20 protein-coding genes, 4 tRNA genes, 1 rRNA gene and 1 riboswitch are annotated in these 19,992 nt (G+C 46.0%); of the genes, 19 read left to right on the top strand and 6 right to left on the bottom strand.

Going from position 1 to position 19,992, the window contains the following annotated elements:
- The first annotated feature begins 15 nt into the window (after nt 1-15).
- The 4 genes from BT127_RS16975 (at nt 16) to BT127_RS14795 (ending at nt 2,087) form a co-directional block, all read left to right on the top strand.
- The gene (locus BT127_RS16975; RefSeq protein ID WP_175541983.1) at nt 16-189 is read left to right on the top strand and encodes a hypothetical protein; all 174 of its coding nucleotides are present in this window, start codon (nt 16-18) and stop codon (nt 187-189) included.
- Nucleotides 190-281: 92 nt separating this feature from the next.
- The gene (locus tag BT127_RS14785; RefSeq protein ID WP_075425742.1) at nt 282-896 is read left to right on the top strand and encodes a hypothetical protein; all 615 of its coding nucleotides are present in this window, start codon (nt 282-284) and stop codon (nt 894-896) included.
- A gap of 2 nt (nt 897-898) precedes the next feature.
- A complete protein-coding gene (locus BT127_RS14790) occupies nt 899-1,801 on the top strand; it encodes a hypothetical protein (protein WP_075425743.1) in 903 nt (300 codons plus the stop codon).
- A gap of 1 nt (nt 1,802) precedes the next feature.
- Complete coding sequence (locus BT127_RS14795; RefSeq protein ID WP_075425744.1) at nt 1,803-2,087, top strand: hypothetical protein; 285 nt, start codon at nt 1,803-1,805, stop codon at nt 2,085-2,087.
- 121 nt (nt 2,088-2,208) lie between these two features.
- Here BT127_RS14795 and BT127_RS14800 read toward each other — a convergent pair whose 3' ends face one another.
- On the bottom strand, nt 2,209-3,000 hold the full coding sequence (locus BT127_RS14800) for a CAP domain-containing protein (RefSeq protein WP_075425745.1): 792 nt from the start codon (nt 2,998-3,000) through the stop codon (nt 2,209-2,211).
- 511 nt (nt 3,001-3,511) lie between these two features.
- Between BT127_RS14800 and BT127_RS14805 the strand changes: the two genes are divergently transcribed.
- Together BT127_RS14805 and BT127_RS14810 are read left to right on the top strand one after the other, a co-directional pair.
- A complete protein-coding gene (locus BT127_RS14805) occupies nt 3,512-3,745 on the top strand; it encodes a hypothetical protein (RefSeq protein WP_075425746.1) in 234 nt (77 codons plus the stop codon).
- Nucleotides 3,732-4,034, top strand: coding sequence for an RNA polymerase sigma factor (locus BT127_RS14810; RefSeq protein WP_075425747.1), 303 nt, complete (start codon nt 3,732-3,734; stop codon nt 4,032-4,034). Before BT127_RS14805 ends, BT127_RS14810 begins: the two co-directional genes overlap by 14 nt.
- 56 nt (nt 4,035-4,090) lie before the next feature.
- Here BT127_RS14810 and BT127_RS14815 read toward each other — a convergent pair whose 3' ends face one another.
- From BT127_RS14815 to BT127_RS14830, 4 genes are read right to left on the bottom strand one after another with little or no spacing between them, the layout of a single operon-like run.
- Nucleotides 4,091-4,726, bottom strand: a complete 636-nt coding sequence (locus BT127_RS14815; protein ID WP_075425748.1) for an epoxyqueuosine reductase QueH — start codon at nt 4,724-4,726, stop codon at nt 4,091-4,093.
- Nucleotides 4,726-5,592 carry a PSP1 domain-containing protein gene (locus BT127_RS14820; protein ID WP_075425749.1) on the bottom strand — a complete coding sequence of 289 codons (867 nt, stop codon included), beginning with the start codon at nt 5,590-5,592 and terminating at the stop codon, nt 4,726-4,728. The genes BT127_RS14815 and BT127_RS14820 overlap by 1 nt, the downstream gene beginning before the upstream one ends.
- A 27-nt stretch (nt 5,593-5,619) precedes the next feature.
- Nucleotides 5,620-6,606: a DNA polymerase III subunit gene (locus BT127_RS14825; protein ID WP_075425750.1), complete on the bottom strand. Its 987-nt coding sequence runs from the start codon at nt 6,604-6,606 to the stop codon at nt 5,620-5,622.
- An 18-nt stretch (nt 6,607-6,624) separates the two neighbouring features.
- Nucleotides 6,625-7,950 carry an aminotransferase class V-fold PLP-dependent enzyme gene (locus tag BT127_RS14830; protein WP_075425751.1) on the bottom strand — a complete coding sequence of 442 codons (1,326 nt, stop codon included), beginning with the start codon at nt 7,948-7,950 and terminating at the stop codon, nt 6,625-6,627.
- Nucleotides 7,951-8,532: 582 nt separating this feature from the next.
- Between BT127_RS14830 and BT127_RS14835 the strand changes: the two genes are divergently transcribed.
- From BT127_RS14835 to BT127_RS14850, 4 genes are all read left to right on the top strand, one after another.
- Nucleotides 8,533-9,303 carry a TIGR00282 family metallophosphoesterase gene (locus BT127_RS14835; protein WP_075425752.1) on the top strand — a complete coding sequence of 257 codons (771 nt, stop codon included), beginning with the start codon at nt 8,533-8,535 and terminating at the stop codon, nt 9,301-9,303.
- Between the two features lie 122 nt (nt 9,304-9,425).
- Nucleotides 9,426-9,686 (top strand): stage V sporulation protein S, encoded by a 261-nt coding sequence (locus BT127_RS14840; RefSeq protein ID WP_075425753.1) that lies wholly within the window; start codon nt 9,426-9,428, stop codon nt 9,684-9,686.
- Nucleotides 9,687-9,840: 154 nt separating this feature from the next.
- A riboswitch (SAM riboswitch) is annotated at nt 9,841-9,936 on the top strand.
- A 68-nt stretch (nt 9,937-10,004) separates the two neighbouring features.
- Nucleotides 10,005-11,189 carry a methionine adenosyltransferase gene (gene metK, locus BT127_RS14845; protein WP_075425754.1) on the top strand — a complete coding sequence of 395 codons (1,185 nt, stop codon included), beginning with the start codon at nt 10,005-10,007 and terminating at the stop codon, nt 11,187-11,189.
- Nucleotides 11,190-11,199: 10 nt separating this feature from the next.
- On the top strand, nt 11,200-11,616 hold the full coding sequence (locus BT127_RS14850) for a hypothetical protein (protein ID WP_075425755.1): 417 nt from the start codon (nt 11,200-11,202) through the stop codon (nt 11,614-11,616).
- Nucleotides 11,617-11,838: 222 nt separating this feature from the next.
- Here the strand turns inward: BT127_RS14850 and BT127_RS14855 are convergent, their stop codons facing one another.
- Nucleotides 11,839-12,453, bottom strand: coding sequence for a sporulation protein YunB (locus BT127_RS14855; RefSeq protein WP_082335067.1), 615 nt, complete (start codon nt 12,451-12,453; stop codon nt 11,839-11,841).
- Between the two features lie 175 nt (nt 12,454-12,628).
- Here BT127_RS14855 and BT127_RS14860 point away from each other — a divergent pair, with 175 nt between their 5' ends.
- The 9 genes from BT127_RS14860 to BT127_RS14900 all read left to right on the top strand — a co-directional run.
- Nucleotides 12,629-14,935 (top strand): AMP-binding protein, encoded by a 2,307-nt coding sequence (locus tag BT127_RS14860; protein WP_075425756.1) that lies wholly within the window; start codon nt 12,629-12,631, stop codon nt 14,933-14,935.
- Between the two features lie 95 nt (nt 14,936-15,030).
- Nucleotides 15,031-16,449 carry a leucine-rich repeat protein gene (locus BT127_RS14865; protein ID WP_075425757.1) on the top strand — a complete coding sequence of 473 codons (1,419 nt, stop codon included), beginning with the start codon at nt 15,031-15,033 and terminating at the stop codon, nt 16,447-16,449.
- A gap of 229 nt (nt 16,450-16,678) precedes the next feature.
- Nucleotides 16,679-16,754 (top strand) — tRNA-Val (locus tag BT127_RS14870).
- 4 nt (nt 16,755-16,758) lie between these two features.
- Nucleotides 16,759-16,835 (top strand) — tRNA-Asp (locus tag BT127_RS14875).
- 5 nt (nt 16,836-16,840) lie between these two features.
- Nucleotides 16,841-16,916, top strand: a tRNA-Phe gene (locus tag BT127_RS14880).
- 65 nt (nt 16,917-16,981) lie between these two features.
- Nucleotides 16,982-17,057, top strand: a tRNA-Gly gene (locus BT127_RS14885).
- A 235-nt stretch (nt 17,058-17,292) separates the two neighbouring features.
- On the top strand, nt 17,293-18,201 hold the full coding sequence (locus tag BT127_RS14890; RefSeq protein ID WP_075425758.1) for an NYN domain-containing protein: 909 nt from the start codon (nt 17,293-17,295) through the stop codon (nt 18,199-18,201).
- A gap of 18 nt (nt 18,202-18,219) precedes the next feature.
- Complete coding sequence (locus BT127_RS14895; protein WP_075425759.1) at nt 18,220-19,335, top strand: transglutaminase domain-containing protein; 1,116 nt, start codon at nt 18,220-18,222, stop codon at nt 19,333-19,335.
- Nucleotides 19,336-19,736: 401 nt separating this feature from the next.
- Nucleotides 19,737-19,992, top strand: a 16S ribosomal RNA gene (locus BT127_RS14900); the annotation flags it as partial.

The raw sequence follows: 19,992 nt of genomic DNA on the forward strand, positions 1-19,992 counted from the left end.
AGGAGCCGTAATGGAATGAAAAACAAAGTTTTACTAATAATAGCAGCAGTATACTGTATAATAGGAGTTATAGTATTTGCCATAACAAAGAATGTTGGAGCTTCGGCGCTTATCTGGCTTATGGCTGTAAACAATTTTACGGTTTATGCGGCACTCAAAAAGAAAAATAACGATCCTGATAAAAAATAATCGCGGCTTATTCAACCTTTTTAGGTTGAATAAGCCCTTTTTTTCGTCCTATTACAGGAGGGTACTGCGGAGCTCTCCGAAAGGAGGAAATTATGGAAGTCTATGCAAACGGTAAAAACATACCGACATACCAGTTCGGCGACCTTTTCGTACAGGGAGAGAAATTTGCCGATACTATCAACTTCGTTATCGACCGAACCTACAACGGCATCGATCTTGTGAACTGTTCGTTCTGCATCAAGGGACTTACCTCGGAAAACTGGGAAGTGGAGCAGGTATTGCCCTATATGCAGCTTATCGGAAGCAACAAGATAAGTCTTGCATGGAATGTATCCGATAACTTCACGTTCAATTCGGGTACGCTCCAGCTGGAGATAAGAGCAAGTATGGGGGATGCGGTAATAATCAAGTACAGCATGCCGCCTGTACAGGTAAAGCCTGCGGTCAACGGAAAAAACGGACCGCTTCCCGAGACAGTGGAGCAGGCTGTAAGTCAGATAACTGAGGCAACAGCAGCAGGACTTGCGCGGCTTCAGCAGCTTATGGATGAATTCGACCTTGATACAGTCTCGGCACGTCTTGACAGGATAGAGGAAGAAACTGCCACATACCTTGCACGTCCCGAGGTCATAGCGATGACAAGGAGCGAGTATGAGGCTGCCGAACATAAGGAGAATTCGCTTTACGTAATAACAGAGGAGGTGTGAGTATGCAGGGTTCAGGAACAATAAGCGATCCGTACATCATAACAAATGCGTCGGAGCTGTGGTCAATGCCGCTTTACGGCGACAGCAGTCTATATTATGCTCTCGGCTGCGATATAGACCTTAACGGCTGTTTCAGAAACGGCAATGTTACGCCGATACCCCTTGAATGTGCGGGACTTGACGGCAGAGGACACAGGATAAGGAATCTTTACATGAACGACCAGACATCTGAGCTTTCAGCATTCCTGATATACAATACGTGCCATGAGATAACCATAAAGGATCTTATAATTGAAAACTTCAAGATCGCGGCAAACAAGTTCAGCTTTTTTTCAGGTTCAAACTGTAACTTAAAGCTTTATAACTGCACTATAGGCGCACATATAAGGTCGAACGCGAATCCTACATCAAGGTCATCGTTCATGAACAAGAATTCTGTATATATCCATGCTGAATTATGCAGCTTTATACTGCGTATCTATGCCAATACGGCTTTTAACGTATTTGTTGATGCGGAGCTGAGACGCTGTCAGGTGAGAGGCGAGCTGATATACAACAGTCTTTCAACTCAGTCGCCGTCCTATGACCGCTATTTTATAGCATATTCGACGATAAATGACTGTATTTTCGTGATAGATCTGAAGCCGTTATCGATAACCGCTTCCTATAAATATTTCTTGAATATTATACTGAGCACCGTACAGAATTCATATATTGACTTTTCTTCTTCTGATACAACTCAGTTTATATGGAACTCGAGTCCGAATACGCCTTGTTTCTGTATTTCGAGAACGCCTGATACTACGACCTATACAGGTTCAGCGAGGGCTTATATACTGACAGAAGCACAGGCAAAGGATGTAAGCTATCTTGAATCGATAGGCTTTGACGTAACGGAGGAATAGTATGGGAATGAACATAATAATCGGCAGAAACAACGGACTGCCGTGTATTGCGGAACTGAATGATCTTCCTTCGTCATCGGATATGACGAGTCCATTTCCCGAACATATAATGATGTGTAACGGAGGACTGCCGTATCTTGATACTCCGCACAAGGGTACGAGAGCGGCATTCACCGATCTTGCAGTTAAGATGAAGAATACCGATCATCTGTACTTTAACGGACATGAGATAACTGCCGCATATATGGACGGAGCGGAGCGTCTCAGGGTGCGTTTTACGGAATAAAAGTAAAACCGCACAAAGACTGACCTACAGCTTTGTGCGGTATCATAAAGAAGAACGGCTGCCCTTGTCGGACAGCCGTCTTTTTTGAACACACCTAATCTATAAAAACCCATTTTTCCCGTTAGAAGATGTATGGAAGCTCGTCGTATTCGCCGAGAATATATCTCTGAAGTGCTTTAGCGTCTGATTCAGTTATTATGCCGTCGCGGAAACAATCTGCTGCTTCCATTTGCAGATCGTTAAGGTAAACTCTTTCGCCTTCCTGTTTTTTACGGATATAGTCCACCAGCACGATATAATCGTAGCTGTTGATATTTGCGTCGCCGTTAAGGTCGCCGTCGGACTTGGGGACTATCTCATATTTTTCGGGGATGTACTGTCCTGAGATCTCTGTATCATCATCCCATGTCTGGATGAAGATCTGCTGCCAGTACCATTTATATTCGCTGTTTTTCTCGTAGCAAACGCCAACGCCCATATGAGTAGCATCGGGATTCATGATTGATTCCCAGTGGCGGGGGGAATTTTTCCACTGATTGAAAGTACCTGCTGCTGTGGATGAACCTGCTGCTATATTTTCGGCAGCGTAGCAATAAGGTATGAGGTTATCGTCGATGACGGATGCGAATGAAGAACCGTCGGGACGGTCATGAGAGAAATCGAATATACATTCACGTGCTCTTATCTGAGCCATGTCGTTAAGGTAAGGAACGACATAAAGTGGTTTGAGTCCTTCTTCTGTTCTTGCTTCGTTGACGAGGAGTGCGATCTCTTTTGCCATATTGTTAAGGTCTTCCTGTTCCACATCTGCTCCGTAAGAAGTGCTTTCTGACAGATTAACGGCAAAACACAAAACAACTATAGCAGAAATAAACGATATCGCACGTTTGACTGAATCAGCTAAGCCTGTCATTTTAAACACCTCCCATATAGAAAACCTTTCGTTAATAACATATTAGCATAAATCGGATTTTTTGAAAAGAGGTTTTGAGCCTTTTCGACGTTTTTCACAACAAAAATCTACATATTGTACAAATCAAAATTGTACGAATAGTATATCGAACACCTCGTTATCCCGTTTGTGTAGTTAATTTTTGCCAATATATTGCATGATACTAAATTTTAAACTAATGAATGATCAAAACGGAACAATTCTTCGAGAAATAATTAAAACAAAATCCGATTTACCGCAAGTAATATTATAAGGAGATTAACCGGATAGTCAAAACGGGTGTCGGAAAGCATAAATTAAAACAAAAACAAATATATTTTTGCTATTGACATTACAGAACAAATGTTCTATAATAGTAATTGTGGAACAGATGTTCTGCAACTAAGGATGAACCGATACGGACTGTGACCGTAGCCACCGCGGTATCTATCTGTGTCAGAGAAGAGTTTTCCGATATGAGGAGGTCTTTGCATTGAAACAACTTATCAAAGGTTACATCGACAGCTGTACTCTGGTAAAAAAGCGGATAACCGAATTAACGGCGATGAAGAACGAAATGAAGAAACACGGAGATCTTGCAGGGATAGCCGAGCTTGATCTCGAACGGAGAATAAGGCTTCTTTACTGCGAACACGGAGAGATGATGAATATAGTATGTCATCTCAGCGATTACAGCAGGAGGTTGGAACAGCGTGCCGAATCGTGAACGTTATTCCGATGATTTCACAGGAAAAGCGGACGAAAGTCTCAGAGCGATACTTTTTTCCGAGGATGACGGCGATAACGACAGGATACGCAGGATGAAGCGTGTTCTGGCAAAGGCGATAAATACCGAGCTTACCGCTAAACAGCGCAATGCGATAATGCTTTATTATTACGAGGGGATGAATATGGTGCAGATAGCGGAGAGACTCGGTATCACGTTTCAGGCGGTCTCAAGAATGATCTCACGGGGACGATTGAGACTTTTCAGGGTATTGCAGTATTATCTGTGAAATATCGGCAGCAATAGTCCGTCACAAGCCCATAAAGAGAAAAGCCATAGGGAAGATCAGTCCTCCTTATGGCTTTTTTTCTGTGAATTTATCTTGCTGTAGACACAGCCGCAGTAGTTCTGCCTGTAAAGACCATACTGCCTTGAAAGTTCGATAGAGTGTTTATAACCGTCATGTTTCTTGAAGTCCGAGAACAGATAGGCTGAACCGCCAGAACGTTCCGCAATTTCTCCGCCGCACTGATTGATGAAGGTGCAGTCCTTATGGGGACTGATAGTCAGTGTGGTAGTGAAATAATCGCATTCCAGTTCATTTGCCTTAGCTGCCGCAGCTTCGAGCCGCAGTGCGATACATTTCTGACAGCGTTCACCTCGTTCGGGGAGGTCTTCAAGTCCCTTTGCAAGTTCGTAGAAAGGCGCAGGATCATATTCCTCTTCGATGATATCCACCGAAAGTCCCATTTCGCTGACAAGGCGTTTCAGTTCACTGCATCTGTAATCGTACTCCTCCTGCGGAGCGATATTGGGGTTGTAGAAATACAGCGTTATCCTGAAATGGCTGTCGAGGAAAAGAAGCGTGTGGCTGCTGCACGGCGCACAGCAGGCGTGAAGTAGGAGAGTAGGCTTTTCGCCGCTTTTCTGAAGCTCTGCAAGCTTTTCGTCCAGCATCCTGCCGTAATTGACCTTTTCCATTACTTGTCCTCAAGCTCCTTGAGAGCCTTTATCTCGTCACGGTTAACCCTTATCTCGGCATCACGCAGGAGTTTTACCTCACTGCGGTCGAGAGTTACGGGAACTTCCGATTTATCGGTCTTAACACGGAGCTTACCTGTAATGAGGTTAGCATCCTCAACACGTCCGCGTTCTCCGTCCGGAGTAACTACAACAGCGCCGACCTTTGGAGTTATTTTAAGCAGCGCCTCGTAAGCGTTCTGTTCGTTTTTAAGACAGCACATAAGTCTGCCGCATGTACCTGAGATCTTTGTGGGGTTCAGGGAGAGTCCCTGTTCCTTTGCCATTTTTATTGAAACGGGCTGGAAATCGCCCATATGTGCCTTACAGCAGAACTCACGTCCGCAGATACCGAGTCCGCCGAGTATCTTCGCCTCGTCCCTTACGCCTATCTGACGCAATTCTATACGAGTTCTGAAAACGGCGGCAAGATCCTTTACCAATTCACGGAAGTCCACACGGTTCTCGGAGGTGAAGTAAAAGAGTATCTTGTTCTTGTCGAATGTACACTCAACGTCCACAAGGTTCATTTTCAGTTTGCGGAGAGCGATTTTCTCCTCGCAAATCCTGAAAGCTTCCTTTTCCTTTTCTTTATTCTGAGCAACGACCTTAAGGTCGGCTTCCGTAGCAAGACGGATTATGGGTTTCAGCGGAGAAGAGAAAGCATTATCGTCTATCTGTCTGTTAGCGATAACGACCTCGCCGCACTCTATTCCTCTTATTGTTTCAACTATAGCCATATCTCCGACGGAAGCCTTTATATTCTCGGGAGAGAAGTAATAAATCTTTCCGCCTTTTTTAAAGCGTATGCCAACTATTTCTTTCATAAATGCTCCTATCTGTAAGCATCAGCCTCAGCCGATGACGATATCCATTATTTCTCCGCAAAGCGCTGTAAGTATCAGCGGTATGCTTACATTGCTCTCTACCGAACCCCATGCCTTTTCCAGAAGGTCGTGTATCCTGCCTGCCTGTATGGGTGTGATGATCTCCGAGAGTGAAGCTGCTTCACGGCGGCTGCAGCCGATAATAGCCGCATCCTTGTCCTCTGCAAGAACTGCCGCATCTCTTACCAGTTTATCGGTCATTGAGAGAATGCGTTTTATCCTGCTTCTGTCTGTACCTGCTGACATAAAGACAGCATTAAGTCCGTATTCGTCCTTTCTTATTATACTATCAGACAGTTTTTTTGTCAAATCCACAGCATCTCTGAGCTGCTGATCGCTGAGGTACTGTATACAAAGTCCGATGTTACCGTGAAAACTGTTTGTTGCAGAGGTTATCTGTTCGGGAGTATATCCTGCTTCTTCAAGAGCCTGAGCGGTCTCATCGATGGTACAGGGCGAGACTCCGAGACACATACACCTTGATATTATAGTGGGAAGGAATTCGTATTTAGATTCAGCGGTGAATATGAAATGAGCGTACTCGGGCGGTTCCTCGATGAGTTTCAGCAGAGTGTTCTGAGTACGGGGATCCATATTATGGCAGTCACGGAACTGATAAACCTTCCTGCCCGAATCGTTATTTGGCTTTATGAATGCATCTGCGATGATATTACGTGCAGTCTCGACGGAATAGCCGCCGAGTTTTCCACTTGTCTCAACGTATGTGACGTCGGGATGATTTCCTGCGGCGACGTTCCTGCAGGCGTTGCATTTTCCGCATGGCCTGCCGTTTTCGGGGGACGAGCAGAGAAGCTGCATGGTGTAATAGTCCGCAACGGTCTTTTTACCGCATCCCTTATCGCCGTACAGCATAAGGGAATTAACAGGGCGGTCATTTACTATCATGCCCTCCAGAACGGAAAGCAGCTGTTTATTTCCGTATATTTTTTTCATAGTATTGCTCCGATGTTATCATTTTACAACTATCACACGGGAGATTCCGTATCTTCTGAACAGTCCGATACACTCCCTGTCTATTATTTCTCCGCTTGCGGCGATAGGGATCGCAGGCGGACAAGGTACCAGTACCGAAGCACAGATACGTCCCTCGGCATCATCGACGTTAATGGTCTCGCTTGGCGAAAAGAATGCCTGACGGATGCTCATGGCTTTTTCGGGAAGTACTGCCCTGAAATCGTTTTTGCGTGGGGGTGTTCTGACGGCAGAGAGAAGTGCTTTTTCGGTCACGTCTTCAAGCCTTGCGAAGTCCTCATACGGAGTGGAAGGGGACATAAGGAGTATCACCGTATCTCTGTCCGCGTATTCGCACTCTGCACCGTTTTCACGAAGGGACTGTGCGAGACTGAGACCGTCGAGACCGCTCTCGGCAGCTTTTATCGTTATGTGGAATGGATCACCCTCAGCGAAAGCGAGTCTATCTGCGAAGCGGCTGCGGTAACGTTCTGCAAGGGGAAGCTTTTCCTCTATATCGCCACGTATCCTGTCCGCAAGATAGGGACAGCACAGGTCCAGTGAAGCCATTATCAGGTATGATGGACTTGTGGAAGCGAACATGCTCATACAATGCCGCAGGATGCCTGCGTATTTTTCCGACGATGTGTGGAGAACTGCCGCTCCTGTAAGTGCAGGCAGCATTTTATGTGCGGAATCGCAGCACATATCGGCACCGAGAGTTATGGGGTGGATATCCTCGGGCATGAACCTGAGATGAGGACCGTGAGCGTTGTCCGCCAGCAGCGGTGCGCCGTATTTCCTGCACAGCGCCGAAATTCCTGTGATATCGGCAGTCCTTCCCGTATAGTCGGGGGAAGTGATGTAAACGCACGGGTTATTGGTTCGACGGAGAATTTCCTCCAGAGAGACAAGGTTTATCCTTCCCGAGAGGATGCCATCGGAGTATTCGGGAATGAGCCATTCAACGTCCAGTCCGAGAAGCGCCGCAGCGTTCAGAAAAGAACGGTGTACGTTCCTTGCAGCTATAACGGTCCTGTTTTCAAACTTCACTGCCGCAAGCATAGCCTGTATGCAAAGTGTCGAGCCTTCCGCCGAGTAGAAGGAAGCTGTGCTTCCGTAAAGTGAGGACATATTCCTTTCGCTTTCGAGTATGATGCCGTCCGCCTCGAAGAGACTGTCCGCACCTGATATCTCGGTGATATCGAGACTGTACAGGGATTCAAGGCCTTTTACGGGTGAAACTCCCTTGTGCCCCGGCATATGACCGCGAAGCATACCCGATGCCGCATATCTTTTCAGGTAATCATAGATAGGTGTGTTCATTTATACATCCTTCCGATGTTTATTGAGTACAATAATATTATATCAGACCGCAGGATTTACGTCAAGAAGTTTGTAATCCGTCGCAGAAGCATTTTTATATTATCAATTGTTGCGGAGAGAACTTGCGGTATAAAAGGAATAAGGCGCAAATAAGCGGGGTGCAGGGTGACTTCCTGTTGTACAGGGAGATGTCAGCAAAGCTGACAGAGGGTACGGACCGGTTAGGTCGGGGCAAAGCACCGCAAGAGAGCATTCCCTTCTTGACAATACAAAGACCGAAATGATATAATTAATGTGTACTCAGTAACCGCCTTTGGGCGGTTACTGCCCCGAACTTTGTTCGGGGAGCGCAAATTCCCTAAAATATAAAGAATTTGCGCATCACATTTCTTTATGTCAAGCTCATTTTGCCCGAAAGGGCAAAACAAAGTGCAAGAAAAACCTTTAATATCATTATTTTCTTGCACTTTGACAACTAAAAAATGGCTTTGGAAGCTATAATAAGCCATTTTTTAGTTGTTGAGCAGACATTAATTAAGTATACCGCTTGGCGGTCATATTCTGACAGAACGGAGCATAATATTGAAAAACTTACTTTTTATCGGAGACGTTGTGGGCAAGGCAGGCTGTGATTTCCTGCGTTCAAAGCTCAGCGGACTCAAACGTTCCTACAATATCGATATAACTGTTGTAAATGCAGAAAATTCGGCTCAGGGCAACGGTATCACGCCGCAGTCCGCAGAGTCGCTTCTCAATGCAGGTGCTGATATACTGACTACAGGCAATCACGCTTTCCGCAGAAGAGAAGCGTTCCCGCTGTTTGATTCGGACTATATCCTGCGTCCTGCGAACTATCCCGAAGGCGGTGCACCCGGCAAGGGCATATGTACACTTGATATGGGAGCGTATTCGGTAGCCGTTATAAATCTCATGGGTACGGCATTTATGGACGACCTTGATAATCCTTTCACTGTTGTTGACAGACTTCTTGAAGAAGCAGATACGCCTAATATATTCATTGATCTCCACGCCGAAGCAACTTCCGAGAAAAAGGCTATGGGACATTATCTGACGGGGAAAGTCAGCGGAATATTCGGTACGCACACCCACGTACAGACCGCAGATGAGGCTATACTCGGCGGACACACTGCATATATAACCGATGCAGGCATGACAGGTCCCGAGTTATCCTGTCTCGGAGTTGATTCGAAGGCAGTAATAGAAAAATTCCGCTTTCACACGCCTGTTCGCTTTACTGAGGCGGATACGGACTGCTTTTTATGCGGAGTCTGTGTGGAGTTCGACGAGAAAACGGGCAAATCGCACAAAATTGAACGTATTATTGTGAGATAATCTACAAAAATGATTTGTGCTACTTGAAATATCGGTTTCCATAGTGTATAATATAATTGTAGTATAGCATACACTCGACGCTATAGATACACTACTATATTTACTCATTAGGAGGGTCAATTATGGAGGTTTTAAAAGTTTCATCACATTCAACACCTAATTCCGTTGCAGGTGCTATTGCCGGTGTGATTAGAGAGCAGAAGGCAGTAGAAGTTCAGGCAGTCGGCGCAGGAGCTGCCAATCAGGCGATCAAGGCTATCGCAATAGCAAGAGGATATCTTGCTCCTATCGGTATCGACCTTGTCTGCATACCTGCATTCGCTAACATCCAGATCGACGGTGACGAGAGAACTGCGATCAAGCTTATCTGCGAACAGAGATGATATCAGGCGGACTCCTTCGGGAGTCCGTTTTTTATGGCGATCAGGGCAGCGATGGACTTTTTTGTTAACTGTCCGCAACTTTTTCCGATTTCTATTGACAAATTATTTCCGATATAGTATAATATTGAAGCATCATAAAGATGCAGTTTAACAAACCTTATCAAGAGCGGCGGAGGAACCAGGTCCTGTGAAGCCCGGCAACCTGTTATTCAAGGTGCTAAATCCTGCGGAATTATCCGAAAGATGAGGACATATACACATAACCAGTTTGTGCGTCCCGATCGGAACGCACTTTTTTATTTTAATGGAGGTTTTTTTATGAGCAGACATTTCTTTACTTCTGAATCGGTAACTGAGGGACATCCCGATAAGATATGCGATCAGATCTCTGATGCAGTACTTGATGCAATGCTCGAGCAGGACGAAAATGCGAGAGTTGCCTGCGAGACTGTTGTAACTACAGGTATGGTGATGTGCATGGGCGAGATATCAACTACCGCAAAGGTAGACATCCCTAAGATAGCACGTCAGGTAGTTGCAGAGATAGGCTATGACAGAGCAAAGTATGGCTTTGATGCACACACCTGCGCTGTACTCACCACTATAGACGAGCAGTCACCTGATATCGCTATGGGCGTTAACGAGGCTTTCGAGTACAGAGAGCAGAACAACGAGAACGACGGCATGTCCAACGGTGCAGGAGATCAGGGTATCATGTTCGGTTACGCATGCAACGAAACTCCCGAGCTTATGCCGCTTCCTATCTCACTTGCACACAAGCTCTCTCTGAAGCTTACTGAGGTAAGAAAGGACGGAACTCTCCGTTACCTTCGTCCCGATGGCAAGTCACAGGTAACTGTCGAGTATGATGACGGCAAGCCTGTACGTGTTGATGCAGTAGTTGTATCATCACAGCACTCTGCTGATATCTCACTGGATCAGCTGAGAAAGGACATCGAGGAATTCGTTATCCGTGCAGTTATCCCTGCAGAGCTTATAGACGAGAACACAAAGTTCTTCATCAATCCTACAGGACGTTTCGTAGTAGGCGGACCTCAGGGCGACAGCGGACTTACAGGACGCAAGATAATCGTTGATACATACGGCGGATACTCACGTCACGGCGGCGGAGCTTTCAGCGGCAAGGATCCGACGAAGGTGGACCGTTCAGCTGCATACGCTGCAAGATACATCGCAAAGAACATTGTTGCCGCAGGACTTGCTGACAAGTGCGAGGTACAGCTTTCATACGCTATCGGAGTTGCACAGCCTATATCTATACTCGTTGATACATTCGGCACAGGCAAGGCAGACGAGGAGAAGCTCTCTGAAGCAGTTTCAAAGGTATTCGATCTGAGACCTACAGCAATAATCAAGATGCTCGACCTCAGAAAGCCGCAGTACCGCAGACTTGCTGCATACGGTCACATGGGACGTGAGGATCTCGGAGTTGCATGGGAGAAAACTGACAGAACAGAAGCCCTCAAGGCTGCACTTTCATAAGGAGAAGATCATGGATCCTAAGAACCATGCGGAGCTCAGATTCGTAAATCCGCTTATCATAGAGCTTTTCGGGAAATATACCGATAATTCCACAATGGCGGAGATAGTCGGCGAGGACGGCTATATATCGCTCAGTCTCGATGTACCTTCCGACACTCAGCCGCCGAAGACTGCGGACGACCTTCTCGGACTGCTGTACAGGCTTCTTGCGGCAAATAAAGAGACTGCAATGGGCAGGGTATACGTTCAGAACGAGACAGCGTTACTTCGAGAGAGTATTTCCGATTTCAGAAAGATATCGGACGGATTCAGCGATGCGGAGCTTACACTGACAGTGACAGCTCCCGACAAGAACGATCCGGCTTCCGAGACTACGACTACTACCGAGTTTAAAACGACACGCAGCACAACCACTGAAACAAAGTGAGTATTCAGGACGCTTTTATAAAGAGCGTCCTGTTTTTTATTTAGTACGATCATTTTGGGATTCTAAAGGGGTTTCACCCCTTTAGCGGAGTCCAGAGGCAGAGCCTCTGGTGGGGAATGGGGCAAAGCCCCATAAAAACAGGCGCTCCGCAAAGGGTGAATTCAAAAACAGTCCGGTGGACTGTTTTTGAAGAGGGAACGCCCTGCAAGAGAGGGCGTTCCCTTATAATGAAGTATTATTTGTTCCGCCGAACGGCACCTCGCCGTTGATGATAGTCTCTGAAAGTATGTAATCGAACTTTTTCTCCGCCTCGAAGCTGTAAAGCGGCGACGAAGAAGCAATTTCGGCAGTTACCTCGGCGTAAAGCCTGTGGCAGGTCTGGTTCATTCCTGCCGATGTGAATTCGCTCCGCAGACGTACTTCAGCTTCACCTGTAGGACACACTCTGAAACGTATACAAGGTCCCCGACCAGCCAGCAGATACGAGCCTGTCATAGTACCGAGAGGAACTTTTGCGGAACATTTCCCCATGTTTTCAAGCCGTTCGTTTATCAGCAAGGTCAGCTCGGACTGCACCCTGTTAACGTCCCTGCCCGATACCGAAGCCGTACTGTATCCGTCAAATTCGAGTATGCCGCTGTCTTCCTGTTCTATGTAGTCGGCAACTGCCTGACCTATGGTACAGCCTGCGGTGCGGACTGCAAAATGCTCCGCCTGAAGTTCTGCCGAGGGACGTACAGCTTTCTCGGTTATCACAATTGCGGATACTGCTGCAAGTACCGCCGCAGCCGTGACTGCGTACCTTATCTTCGGCAGTTTTCTGTGCTTTCTTGACATATCATCACCTCTCTGAACATTATATTCAAAGGCAGGTATGACTGTGAAATATCGGTTGACAAAGATACGGCGCAGTGGTATAATATTTGATGTGTTATTTCGGACGGATATATGCCTCGGAATATGGAATTATCGGATAAAAACCGTCCAACCGTAAGAAAGGAGCAGGCTTGCAATGAGCAGTTTAATGGATCCCGAATTTAAGATAAGAGAGGTCGCAGAGCGTATCAGACTGACACGCGAATCAGTAGGTCTCACTCCCGAGGAAATGGCTGAGAAGATAGGCGTTTCTTCCTATGAGTATCTCGCTTACGAGGGAGGAGCAAAGGATTTCAGCTTCTCATTCATATATAAATTTGCAAATGCTACAGGCGTTGAGATCACCGACCTTATGGAGGGTGAGTCTCCCCGTATCAAGAGCTTTGACATCACAAGAAAGGGCGAGGGACTTCCTATTGCAAGAAGAAAGGGACTCAGCTATTACCGCCTTGCACCGCAGTTCAGGAACAAGATAGCAGAGCCTTTCCTTGTAACTATCCCTTACGTTGACGAGGAGTTCCGTGTACCTCATCCGCATACCCACGAGGGACAGGAAATGGATATCGTTATCAGCGGACAGCTGAAAGTGCGTGTAGGCGATAATGTTGAGATACTCAACGAGGGCGATTCCATTTACTACGACAGCTCGGAGCCCCACGATGAGTGGGCAGTAGGCGGCAAGGAGTGCAAGTTCTATGCGATCGTCTGCGGAGTTCAGCAGCCTCAGCATGCTATCAACCACCTTGATCCCGTTATACTTCCCGGAGTTACCAACTTCGATCTTGCAAATATAAAGGATCCTATAGCTGACAAGTTCGTAAAGTGCGTTACAAACGAGGAAGGAGCTCTCAAGGAGATAAGCTTCATGAACGAGGAGAGCTTCAACTTCGCATTTGATATAGTGGATGGACTTGCTGCAAAGTGTCCCGATAAGACAGCTATGATTTACGTATCGAACGAAATGGAGGAGCGCCGCTTCACATTTGCCGATATGAAGAAGTATTCAAATATGACCGCCAACTATTTCCGCTCAATGGGAATAAAGAAGGGTGATAAGGTAATGCTCGTGCTTAAGAGACATTACCAGTTCTGGTTTGCTATTCTTGCGCTCCATAAGATAGGCGCTATAGTTATACCTGCTACAAATCAGCTGGTACAGCACGATTTCACATACCGTTTCAAGGCGGCTGAGGTAAAGGCTATCGTCTGCACAGGTGACGGCGATGTTGCACATCAGGTCGATCTTGCTGTTGAAGAATGCGGCATGGACATCATGAGGATGATGGCTCACGGACACCGTGACGGCTGGAAGGACTTCGACGAGGGCATTTCCTGCTGCAGTGACGTATTCGAGCGGCCCACAGATCCCGACGAGCTTTCCTGCGGAAGCGAACCGATGCTCATGTTCTTCACATCAGGTACTACAGGCTACCCGAAGATAGCTATGCACAGCCACAAGTACGCTCTTGGACACTTCATAACAGCACGTTACTGGCATAACGTTGATCCGAACGGCATACACTTTACCATATCCGATACAGGCTGGGGCAAGGCACTCTGGGGCAAGCTCTACGGACAGTGGCTCAGCGAGACCTGTATATTCGTTTACGATTTCGACCGCTTTGATGCAAACAAGATACTTCCGATGTTCAAGAAGTACAATATAACAACATTCTGCGCTCCGCCGACAATGTACCGTTTCTTTATCAAGGAGGACCTTTCAAAGTTCGACCTCAGCAGCATAAAGTACGCAACAGTTGCAGGCGAGGCTCTTAACCCCGAGGTATATAACCAGTTCCTCAATGCTACGGGAGTAAAGCTCATGGAGGGCTTTGGTCAGACAGAGACTACTCTTTCTATCGGCAACTTCGTAGGCATGACCTGCCACCCGGGATCAATGGGCAAACCGAGCGTACTCTATGACGTTGATATAGTCGATCCCGACGGAAATCCCTGCAAGACAGGTGAAACGGGCGAAATAGTCATCCGCACGGATAAAAAGGTACCTGCGGGCCTCTTCCTCGGCTACTACAACGCAGAGGACAAGACCAATGAGGTATGGCATGACGGATGCTACCACACAGGCGATACCGCATGGAAGGACGAGGACGGCTACTTCTGGTACGTGGGACGTGTTGACGATGTTATCAAGTCCTCCGGCTACCGCATAGGACCATTCGAGATAGAAAGCGTTATCATGGAGCTTCCATACGTTCTGGAATGCGGTGTAAGTGCAGCTCCTGATCCTGTAAGAGGTCAGGTCGTAAAGGCTTCGATCGTTCTGGTCAAGGGCAAGGAAGGCACCGAGGAACTGAAAAAGGAGATACAGGACTATGTCAAGAAGCACACTGCTCCTTACAAGTATCCTCGTATAGTTGAGTTCCGTGATGAGCTTCCAAAGACCATAAGCGGAAAAATAAGACGTGTTGAGCTTAAAGGCTGATATATCGGGCGGACTTCGGTCCGCCTTTTTTACTGTTGATTTTTTTGTAAAATGTGGTATAATTGATTTGTTAAAATATTCTATGGAGGAATTACATGAAATTTACAAAAATACTTGCGGCAGCAATGTCGCTTACAATGGTCTGCGGAGCTGAAAAGATTATGGCGAGACCGTATGTTTTCGCCGAAGTACCTTCCGCTTATGCTGAAGAAGATGATCAGGAAATGACTGATTTTTACTACGAGGGAGCTTTTTACTGCGAGGAATACGGAGACCATGTAGTCGTAAGAAGGCTTGAAGATCCGGGCGCAAATATAGTTATCCCCGGTGAAATACACGGTCTTCCTGTTACAAAAATAGGAACGACTGAGGAAAACACCTATCCGAACAACAATAAAGAGCAATATGAAGTTATAACATCTGTCGTTGTACCTGACAGCGTGAAAATAATCGGCAACGGTATGTTCAAGGACTTGAAGAACCTTAAAACAGTAAAGCTAGGCAGCGGAGTTGAATATATAGGACAGAGGGCTTTCGCCAACTCGGGTATCACTCAGATAGCGCTTCCGAAGGGGCTTAAAAAGATAGACTCCGCGATGTTCATGAACTGTAAAAGCTTAACGTCAGTAGATCTGCCTTCTACTCTGACGGAAATCGGAGAGTTTGTTTTCCAGGGGTGCGATAAACTGAGTTCGGTGAGTATACCTTCTTCCGTAACTAAGATCGACAATAATGCGTTCTATCAGTGTGGAGGTCTCACCTCAATTACTATACCTGCAACGGTAAAGGAGATCGGAGAATCGGCATTCTATGAATGCACTTCTTTGAAAAAAGCCGTAATAAACAGTGCGGATGTATCCAAAGGCATGTTCCTGCATTGTTCTGCGCTTGAAACGGTGGAATTAGGCGATAACGTGAAAAACATAGGAGAAAATGCGTTTCAGGACTGTAAAACCCTCAAGTCAATAAAATTCGGCAAGAATGTTGAAAAGGTCGGAGGAACGGCAATTTCAAAATGCCCATCTCTCGAGGAACTGGTCCTGCCCGAGAGCCTGAAGGAGTTCGGCGGCATTTCGGAGTGCAATAAGCTTAAGAAGGTGACTTTCCTTAGCCGTAACTGCACTATCAACTTAATGAACATCGGTATGCAGAAAAATGCTTCTACAGGTGAAATAACTCATTCCGTAACGATATACGGCTATCGCAATTCCACTGCACAGAAGTATGCGGAAGGAAATAATTATCCCTTTGTTGCACTTGACGGAAACGAAAAGGGAGATCTGAACGGCGACAGCAAGATAGATGCAAATGATGCAACTCTTGTACTGGTGAATTACAGTCTGCTTTCAACAGGCGCGAAGATAACGCTGACGGAAGCGCAGAAGAAAGCTGCGGATGTCAACGGCGACGGTAAGATAGATGCATCGGATGCAACTCTTATATTACAGTACTACTCGTACGTATCAACAGGAGGAGCAGATACCTTTGAAAAATTCCTTAAGGATAAGAAATAAACATCTGCTGAAAAAATCAGGGGACGGCGGATAGGCTCTGCCGTTCCCTGAAAAAATTTATTCTGAAAAAATCGCGATATACTGCCGTTTGAAAATAAAATCAAAAAAATCTGAAATTTTTTTCAAAAAATGCTTGACAAAACGTTTTGGTTGTGATATAATTAATATCGTCGTCAGGGGACAGACAGTAAAACGAAAGTCCTGAAGATGACTAAATAATGGCTTTTGTGGGGGTTTAGCTCAGCTGGGAGAGCATCTGCCTTACAAGCAGAGGGTCACAGGTTCGAGCCCTGTAGTCCCCACCACCATGGCCTCGTAGTTCAGTTGGTTAGAACGCCTGCCTGTCACGCAGGAGGTCGACAGTTCGAGTCTGTTCGGGGTCGCCATTCAAGCTTCTGTAGCTCAGTCGGTAGAGCAGAGGACTGAAAATCCTCGTGTCGTTGGTTCGATTCCGACCGGAAGCACCATTAAAGAGTGCGCGGCAGGGACGTACCTAACGGAACGTTCTCTGTGAGCCGCTTCTTTAAACAATGCGGATTTAGCTCATCTGGTAGAGCGCCACCTTGCCAAGGTGGAGGTAGCGAGTTCGAGCCTCGTAATCCGCTCCATAGTACTGGGGTAATAACTCCGGTATTACTTGAATCCCGAAGCGAAAGTTTCGGGATTTTTTATTTTTGTAAACAGCGGCTTCGTACCTGTGATTATTATTCCGCACAAAGACAGGGTTTGCTCTTTGTGCGGAATTACTATATACAAAAGTGGATAAAAATGGTATAATAAATTTGTATAGCTTTGCGCTGACACTTCCAAAGAGTGCAGACGCAGTATTATTGAGGTGGAAAAATGGAGAAAGAAATGCGCTACGCCGTGCTTATCGACGCGGACAACGTAGCATCTAAGTACACTAAATTCATACTCGATGAGGTCTCGAACTACGGCATCGTTACTTATAAGCGAGTTTACGGCGACTGGACACGTACAAACCTTGCAAGCTGGAAGTCGATGGCTCTGGACAATGCGATAACTCCCGTACAGCAGTACAGCTACACTACGGGCAAAAATGCTACGGACTCGGCTATGATAATCGACGCTATGGATATCCTCTATTCCAATAACGTGGACGGCTTCTGCATCGTTTCAAGTGACAGCGACTTTACACGTATCGCCATACGCCTGAGAGAATCGGGTATGCACGTTATCGGCATGGGCGAGAAGAAGACTCCCAAGCCATTCTGCATTGCCTGCAATGCATTCAAGTACCTTGAAGTTCTGGCTGAGGAGGAGACTCAGGAAGCTCCCGAACGTGACAAGGTGGAGTTCAAGACTCTCGAATCGGCTATAATCCGTATTATCGCGGAGAATGCGAACCTCGAGGAGGAAATAAACATCGGCGAACTGGGAAGCCGTCTTCAGGGACGTTATCCCGATTTCGACGTGAGAAACTACGGCTATTCCAAGTTCTCCCAGTTCCTTAAGGATTTCGACTGCCTGAGCTTCAGACAGGTGGGAAGCAGCATACTTGTATCCCAGAAGTCCGATAAGACGGACCTTTCAAGGGTTGAGGAGACACTTGCGGCTATAGTGCGTGGGAATGGTACGAAGGGCTACAATCTTGGTGAACTTAAGAAACAGCTTTGCAGTAAGATCCCTGATTTCAGCGTAAAGACTTACGGCTACTCGAAATTCAGCCGATTTGTTGATAATCTCCCGGGATTCAAGATAAAAAACAACACTGTAATGCTTTCAGAATAGACGAAAGGGTAAGATCTGATGAACAAAGGCTCAAAAATATTGACCGTGCTTATTTGCGGAGTACTGATAGGCGGTTCTGTTTACAGACTGCGTTCTGTAGGCTTCCTTAAAAAACCGCCGAAGCCGCAGTATCTCACTGAGAGTGAAGCGGCAGTGCGTCCTGCGTACAGGCAGCTGAGTGAAAGGGAACAGACTGTCTATGAGGCGTTGATGCGCGGTATCAGTGAAAAAAGCGAGAATATTCAGTTCCCGTATGAGATAAGCGGAGACGAGTATACGAAGGTCTACTGCCTGTTTGAAAAGCAGGAGGGCGAGGCGTTTTACCTTGGTTCGTCTTACTTTGTTTCGGACAAGATGAGACGTGCGCACATAGAATATCGTGACGATACAGATACATTTGCGGAAAAAGAAGCTGCGCTGAGCAATGTTGAAAAAGAAGTCATCAGCGGACTGCCTGACAGTGAGGATGACTACGATAAAGTGCTTTATATCCACGATTATATAGTCAAAAACTGCGAGTACGTTACAGGTGAAGAAGCCTCATACAACTCGACGGCATACGGATGTCTCGTTGACCATAAGGCTAATTGTGAAGGCTATTCAAAGGCTTTCGGACTTCTTGCGGCGGATGCGGGACTTGAATCGGTGCTTGTTCTCGGAAGAACGGACAAGGACGAGAATCATGCGTGGAATCAGGTGAAAGTCAACGGCGAATGGTATAATATTGACGTGACATGGGATGATACAGACGATGACGGAATGGACAGAAAGCTCAATTTCCTGTGTGATGACGATATGTTCGGAAAAAATCATTATCCGCGTGATAACAATTTCGATATATACGAGTGCAAGGCTCTTGCTGCGAATTACTATGTGAGAAACGGCAGATGGGCTGAAACAGAGGAAGAGGCTGAAGAAATACTGAGAAATGCTCTGCGCGACGGAGGAACCGGCGTTGAACTGGTCTTTTCTAATCAGAAAGCGTATAGAAAGTTCAAGGAATTCTTCATTGAAAACGAGTATATTTTCCGTGCGTACATCGAAGAAAGAAATTCGGAAGCAGCAAAAATTTCGGCGGCCTATACCGAGAATGAAGCTGCAAGATACCTGAAAATTGATTTTTCAGAGTCATGATTGTCAGTTTTTAACAAATAAGTGTTGAAAACTCGGATGGTTTTCTATTTGACAATTTGGAACTTTGGTGTTATAATAAGATTACTGTCAAACACGGACATAAAGCCAAGAAACAGATGAAAGTATTTTAGCTCCTGATCGATGCTCGAAAATATTTTCAAAAAAATCTGAAAAAGTACTTGACAAAGGGTTCGAGTTGTGATATAATATTAAAGCTGTCCCGCGAGGGAGGCAAACAGCATCTTGAAAATTAAACAATGCAAGAAAAAGTAATGACCCTTGAGATTCCTTTGCTGAGAAAGCAAAGAAATAGTCAAGCAAAGACTTTAAAACGCAGTAATAACGCAAGCGTTATTGAACAGGATTGATTTCACAAGTACGAAGTACTTATGATATACAACTTTATAAAGAGTTTGATCCTGGCTCAGGACGAACGCTGGCGGCACGCTTAACACATGCAAGTCGAACGGAGAATATTTGGTTTACTGAGTATTCTTAGTGGCGGACGGGTGAGTAACACGTGAGCAACCTGCCTTTGAGAGAGGGATAGCTTCTGGAAACGGATGGTAATACCTCATAACATACAGAGACCGCATGATTTTTGTATCAAAGATTTATCACTCAAAGATGGGCTCGCGTCTGATTAGATAGTTGGTG

Source organism: Ruminococcus sp. XPD3002, assembly GCA_900119535.1.
Classification (GTDB): domain Bacteria; phylum Bacillota; class Clostridia; order Oscillospirales; family Ruminococcaceae; genus Ruminococcus; species Ruminococcus flavefaciens_H.

Bases quoted from the DNA above. Each gene is read 5' to 3' on its own strand.
- BT127_RS16975 (WP_175541983.1), top strand. From the start codon at position 16: ATGAAAAACAAAGTTTTACTAATAATAGCAGCAGTATACTGTATAATA.
- BT127_RS14785 (WP_075425742.1), top strand. From the start codon at position 282: ATGGAAGTCTATGCAAACGGTAAAAACATACCGACATACCAGTTCGGC.
- BT127_RS14790 (WP_075425743.1), top strand. From the start codon at position 899: ATGCAGGGTTCAGGAACAATAAGCGATCCGTACATCATAACAAATGCG.
- BT127_RS14795 (WP_075425744.1), top strand. From the start codon at position 1,803: ATGGGAATGAACATAATAATCGGCAGAAACAACGGACTGCCGTGTATT.
- BT127_RS14800 (WP_075425745.1), bottom strand. From the start codon at position 3,000: ATGACAGGCTTAGCTGATTCAGTCAAACGTGCGATATCGTTTATTTCT.
- BT127_RS14815 (WP_075425748.1), bottom strand. From the start codon at position 4,726: ATGGAAAAGGTCAATTACGGCAGGATGCTGGACGAAAAGCTTGCAGAG.
- BT127_RS14820 (WP_075425749.1), bottom strand. From the start codon at position 5,592: ATGAAAGAAATAGTTGGCATACGCTTTAAAAAAGGCGGAAAGATTTAT.
- BT127_RS14825 (WP_075425750.1), bottom strand. From the start codon at position 6,606: ATGAAAAAAATATACGGAAATAAACAGCTGCTTTCCGTTCTGGAGGGC.
- BT127_RS14830 (WP_075425751.1), bottom strand. From the start codon at position 7,950: ATGAACACACCTATCTATGATTACCTGAAAAGATATGCGGCATCGGGT.
- BT127_RS14840 (WP_075425753.1), top strand. From the start codon at position 9,426: ATGGAGGTTTTAAAAGTTTCATCACATTCAACACCTAATTCCGTTGCA.
- metK (WP_075425754.1), top strand. From the start codon at position 10,005: ATGAGCAGACATTTCTTTACTTCTGAATCGGTAACTGAGGGACATCCC.
- BT127_RS14850 (WP_075425755.1), top strand. From the start codon at position 11,200: ATGGATCCTAAGAACCATGCGGAGCTCAGATTCGTAAATCCGCTTATC.
- BT127_RS14855 (WP_082335067.1), bottom strand. From the start codon at position 12,453: ATGTCAAGAAAGCACAGAAAACTGCCGAAGATAAGGTACGCAGTCACG.
- BT127_RS14860 (WP_075425756.1), top strand. From the start codon at position 12,629: ATGAGCAGTTTAATGGATCCCGAATTTAAGATAAGAGAGGTCGCAGAG.
- BT127_RS14865 (WP_075425757.1), top strand. From the start codon at position 15,031: ATGAAATTTACAAAAATACTTGCGGCAGCAATGTCGCTTACAATGGTC.
- BT127_RS14890 (WP_075425758.1), top strand. From the start codon at position 17,293: ATGGAGAAAGAAATGCGCTACGCCGTGCTTATCGACGCGGACAACGTA.
- BT127_RS14895 (WP_075425759.1), top strand. From the start codon at position 18,220: ATGAACAAAGGCTCAAAAATATTGACCGTGCTTATTTGCGGAGTACTG.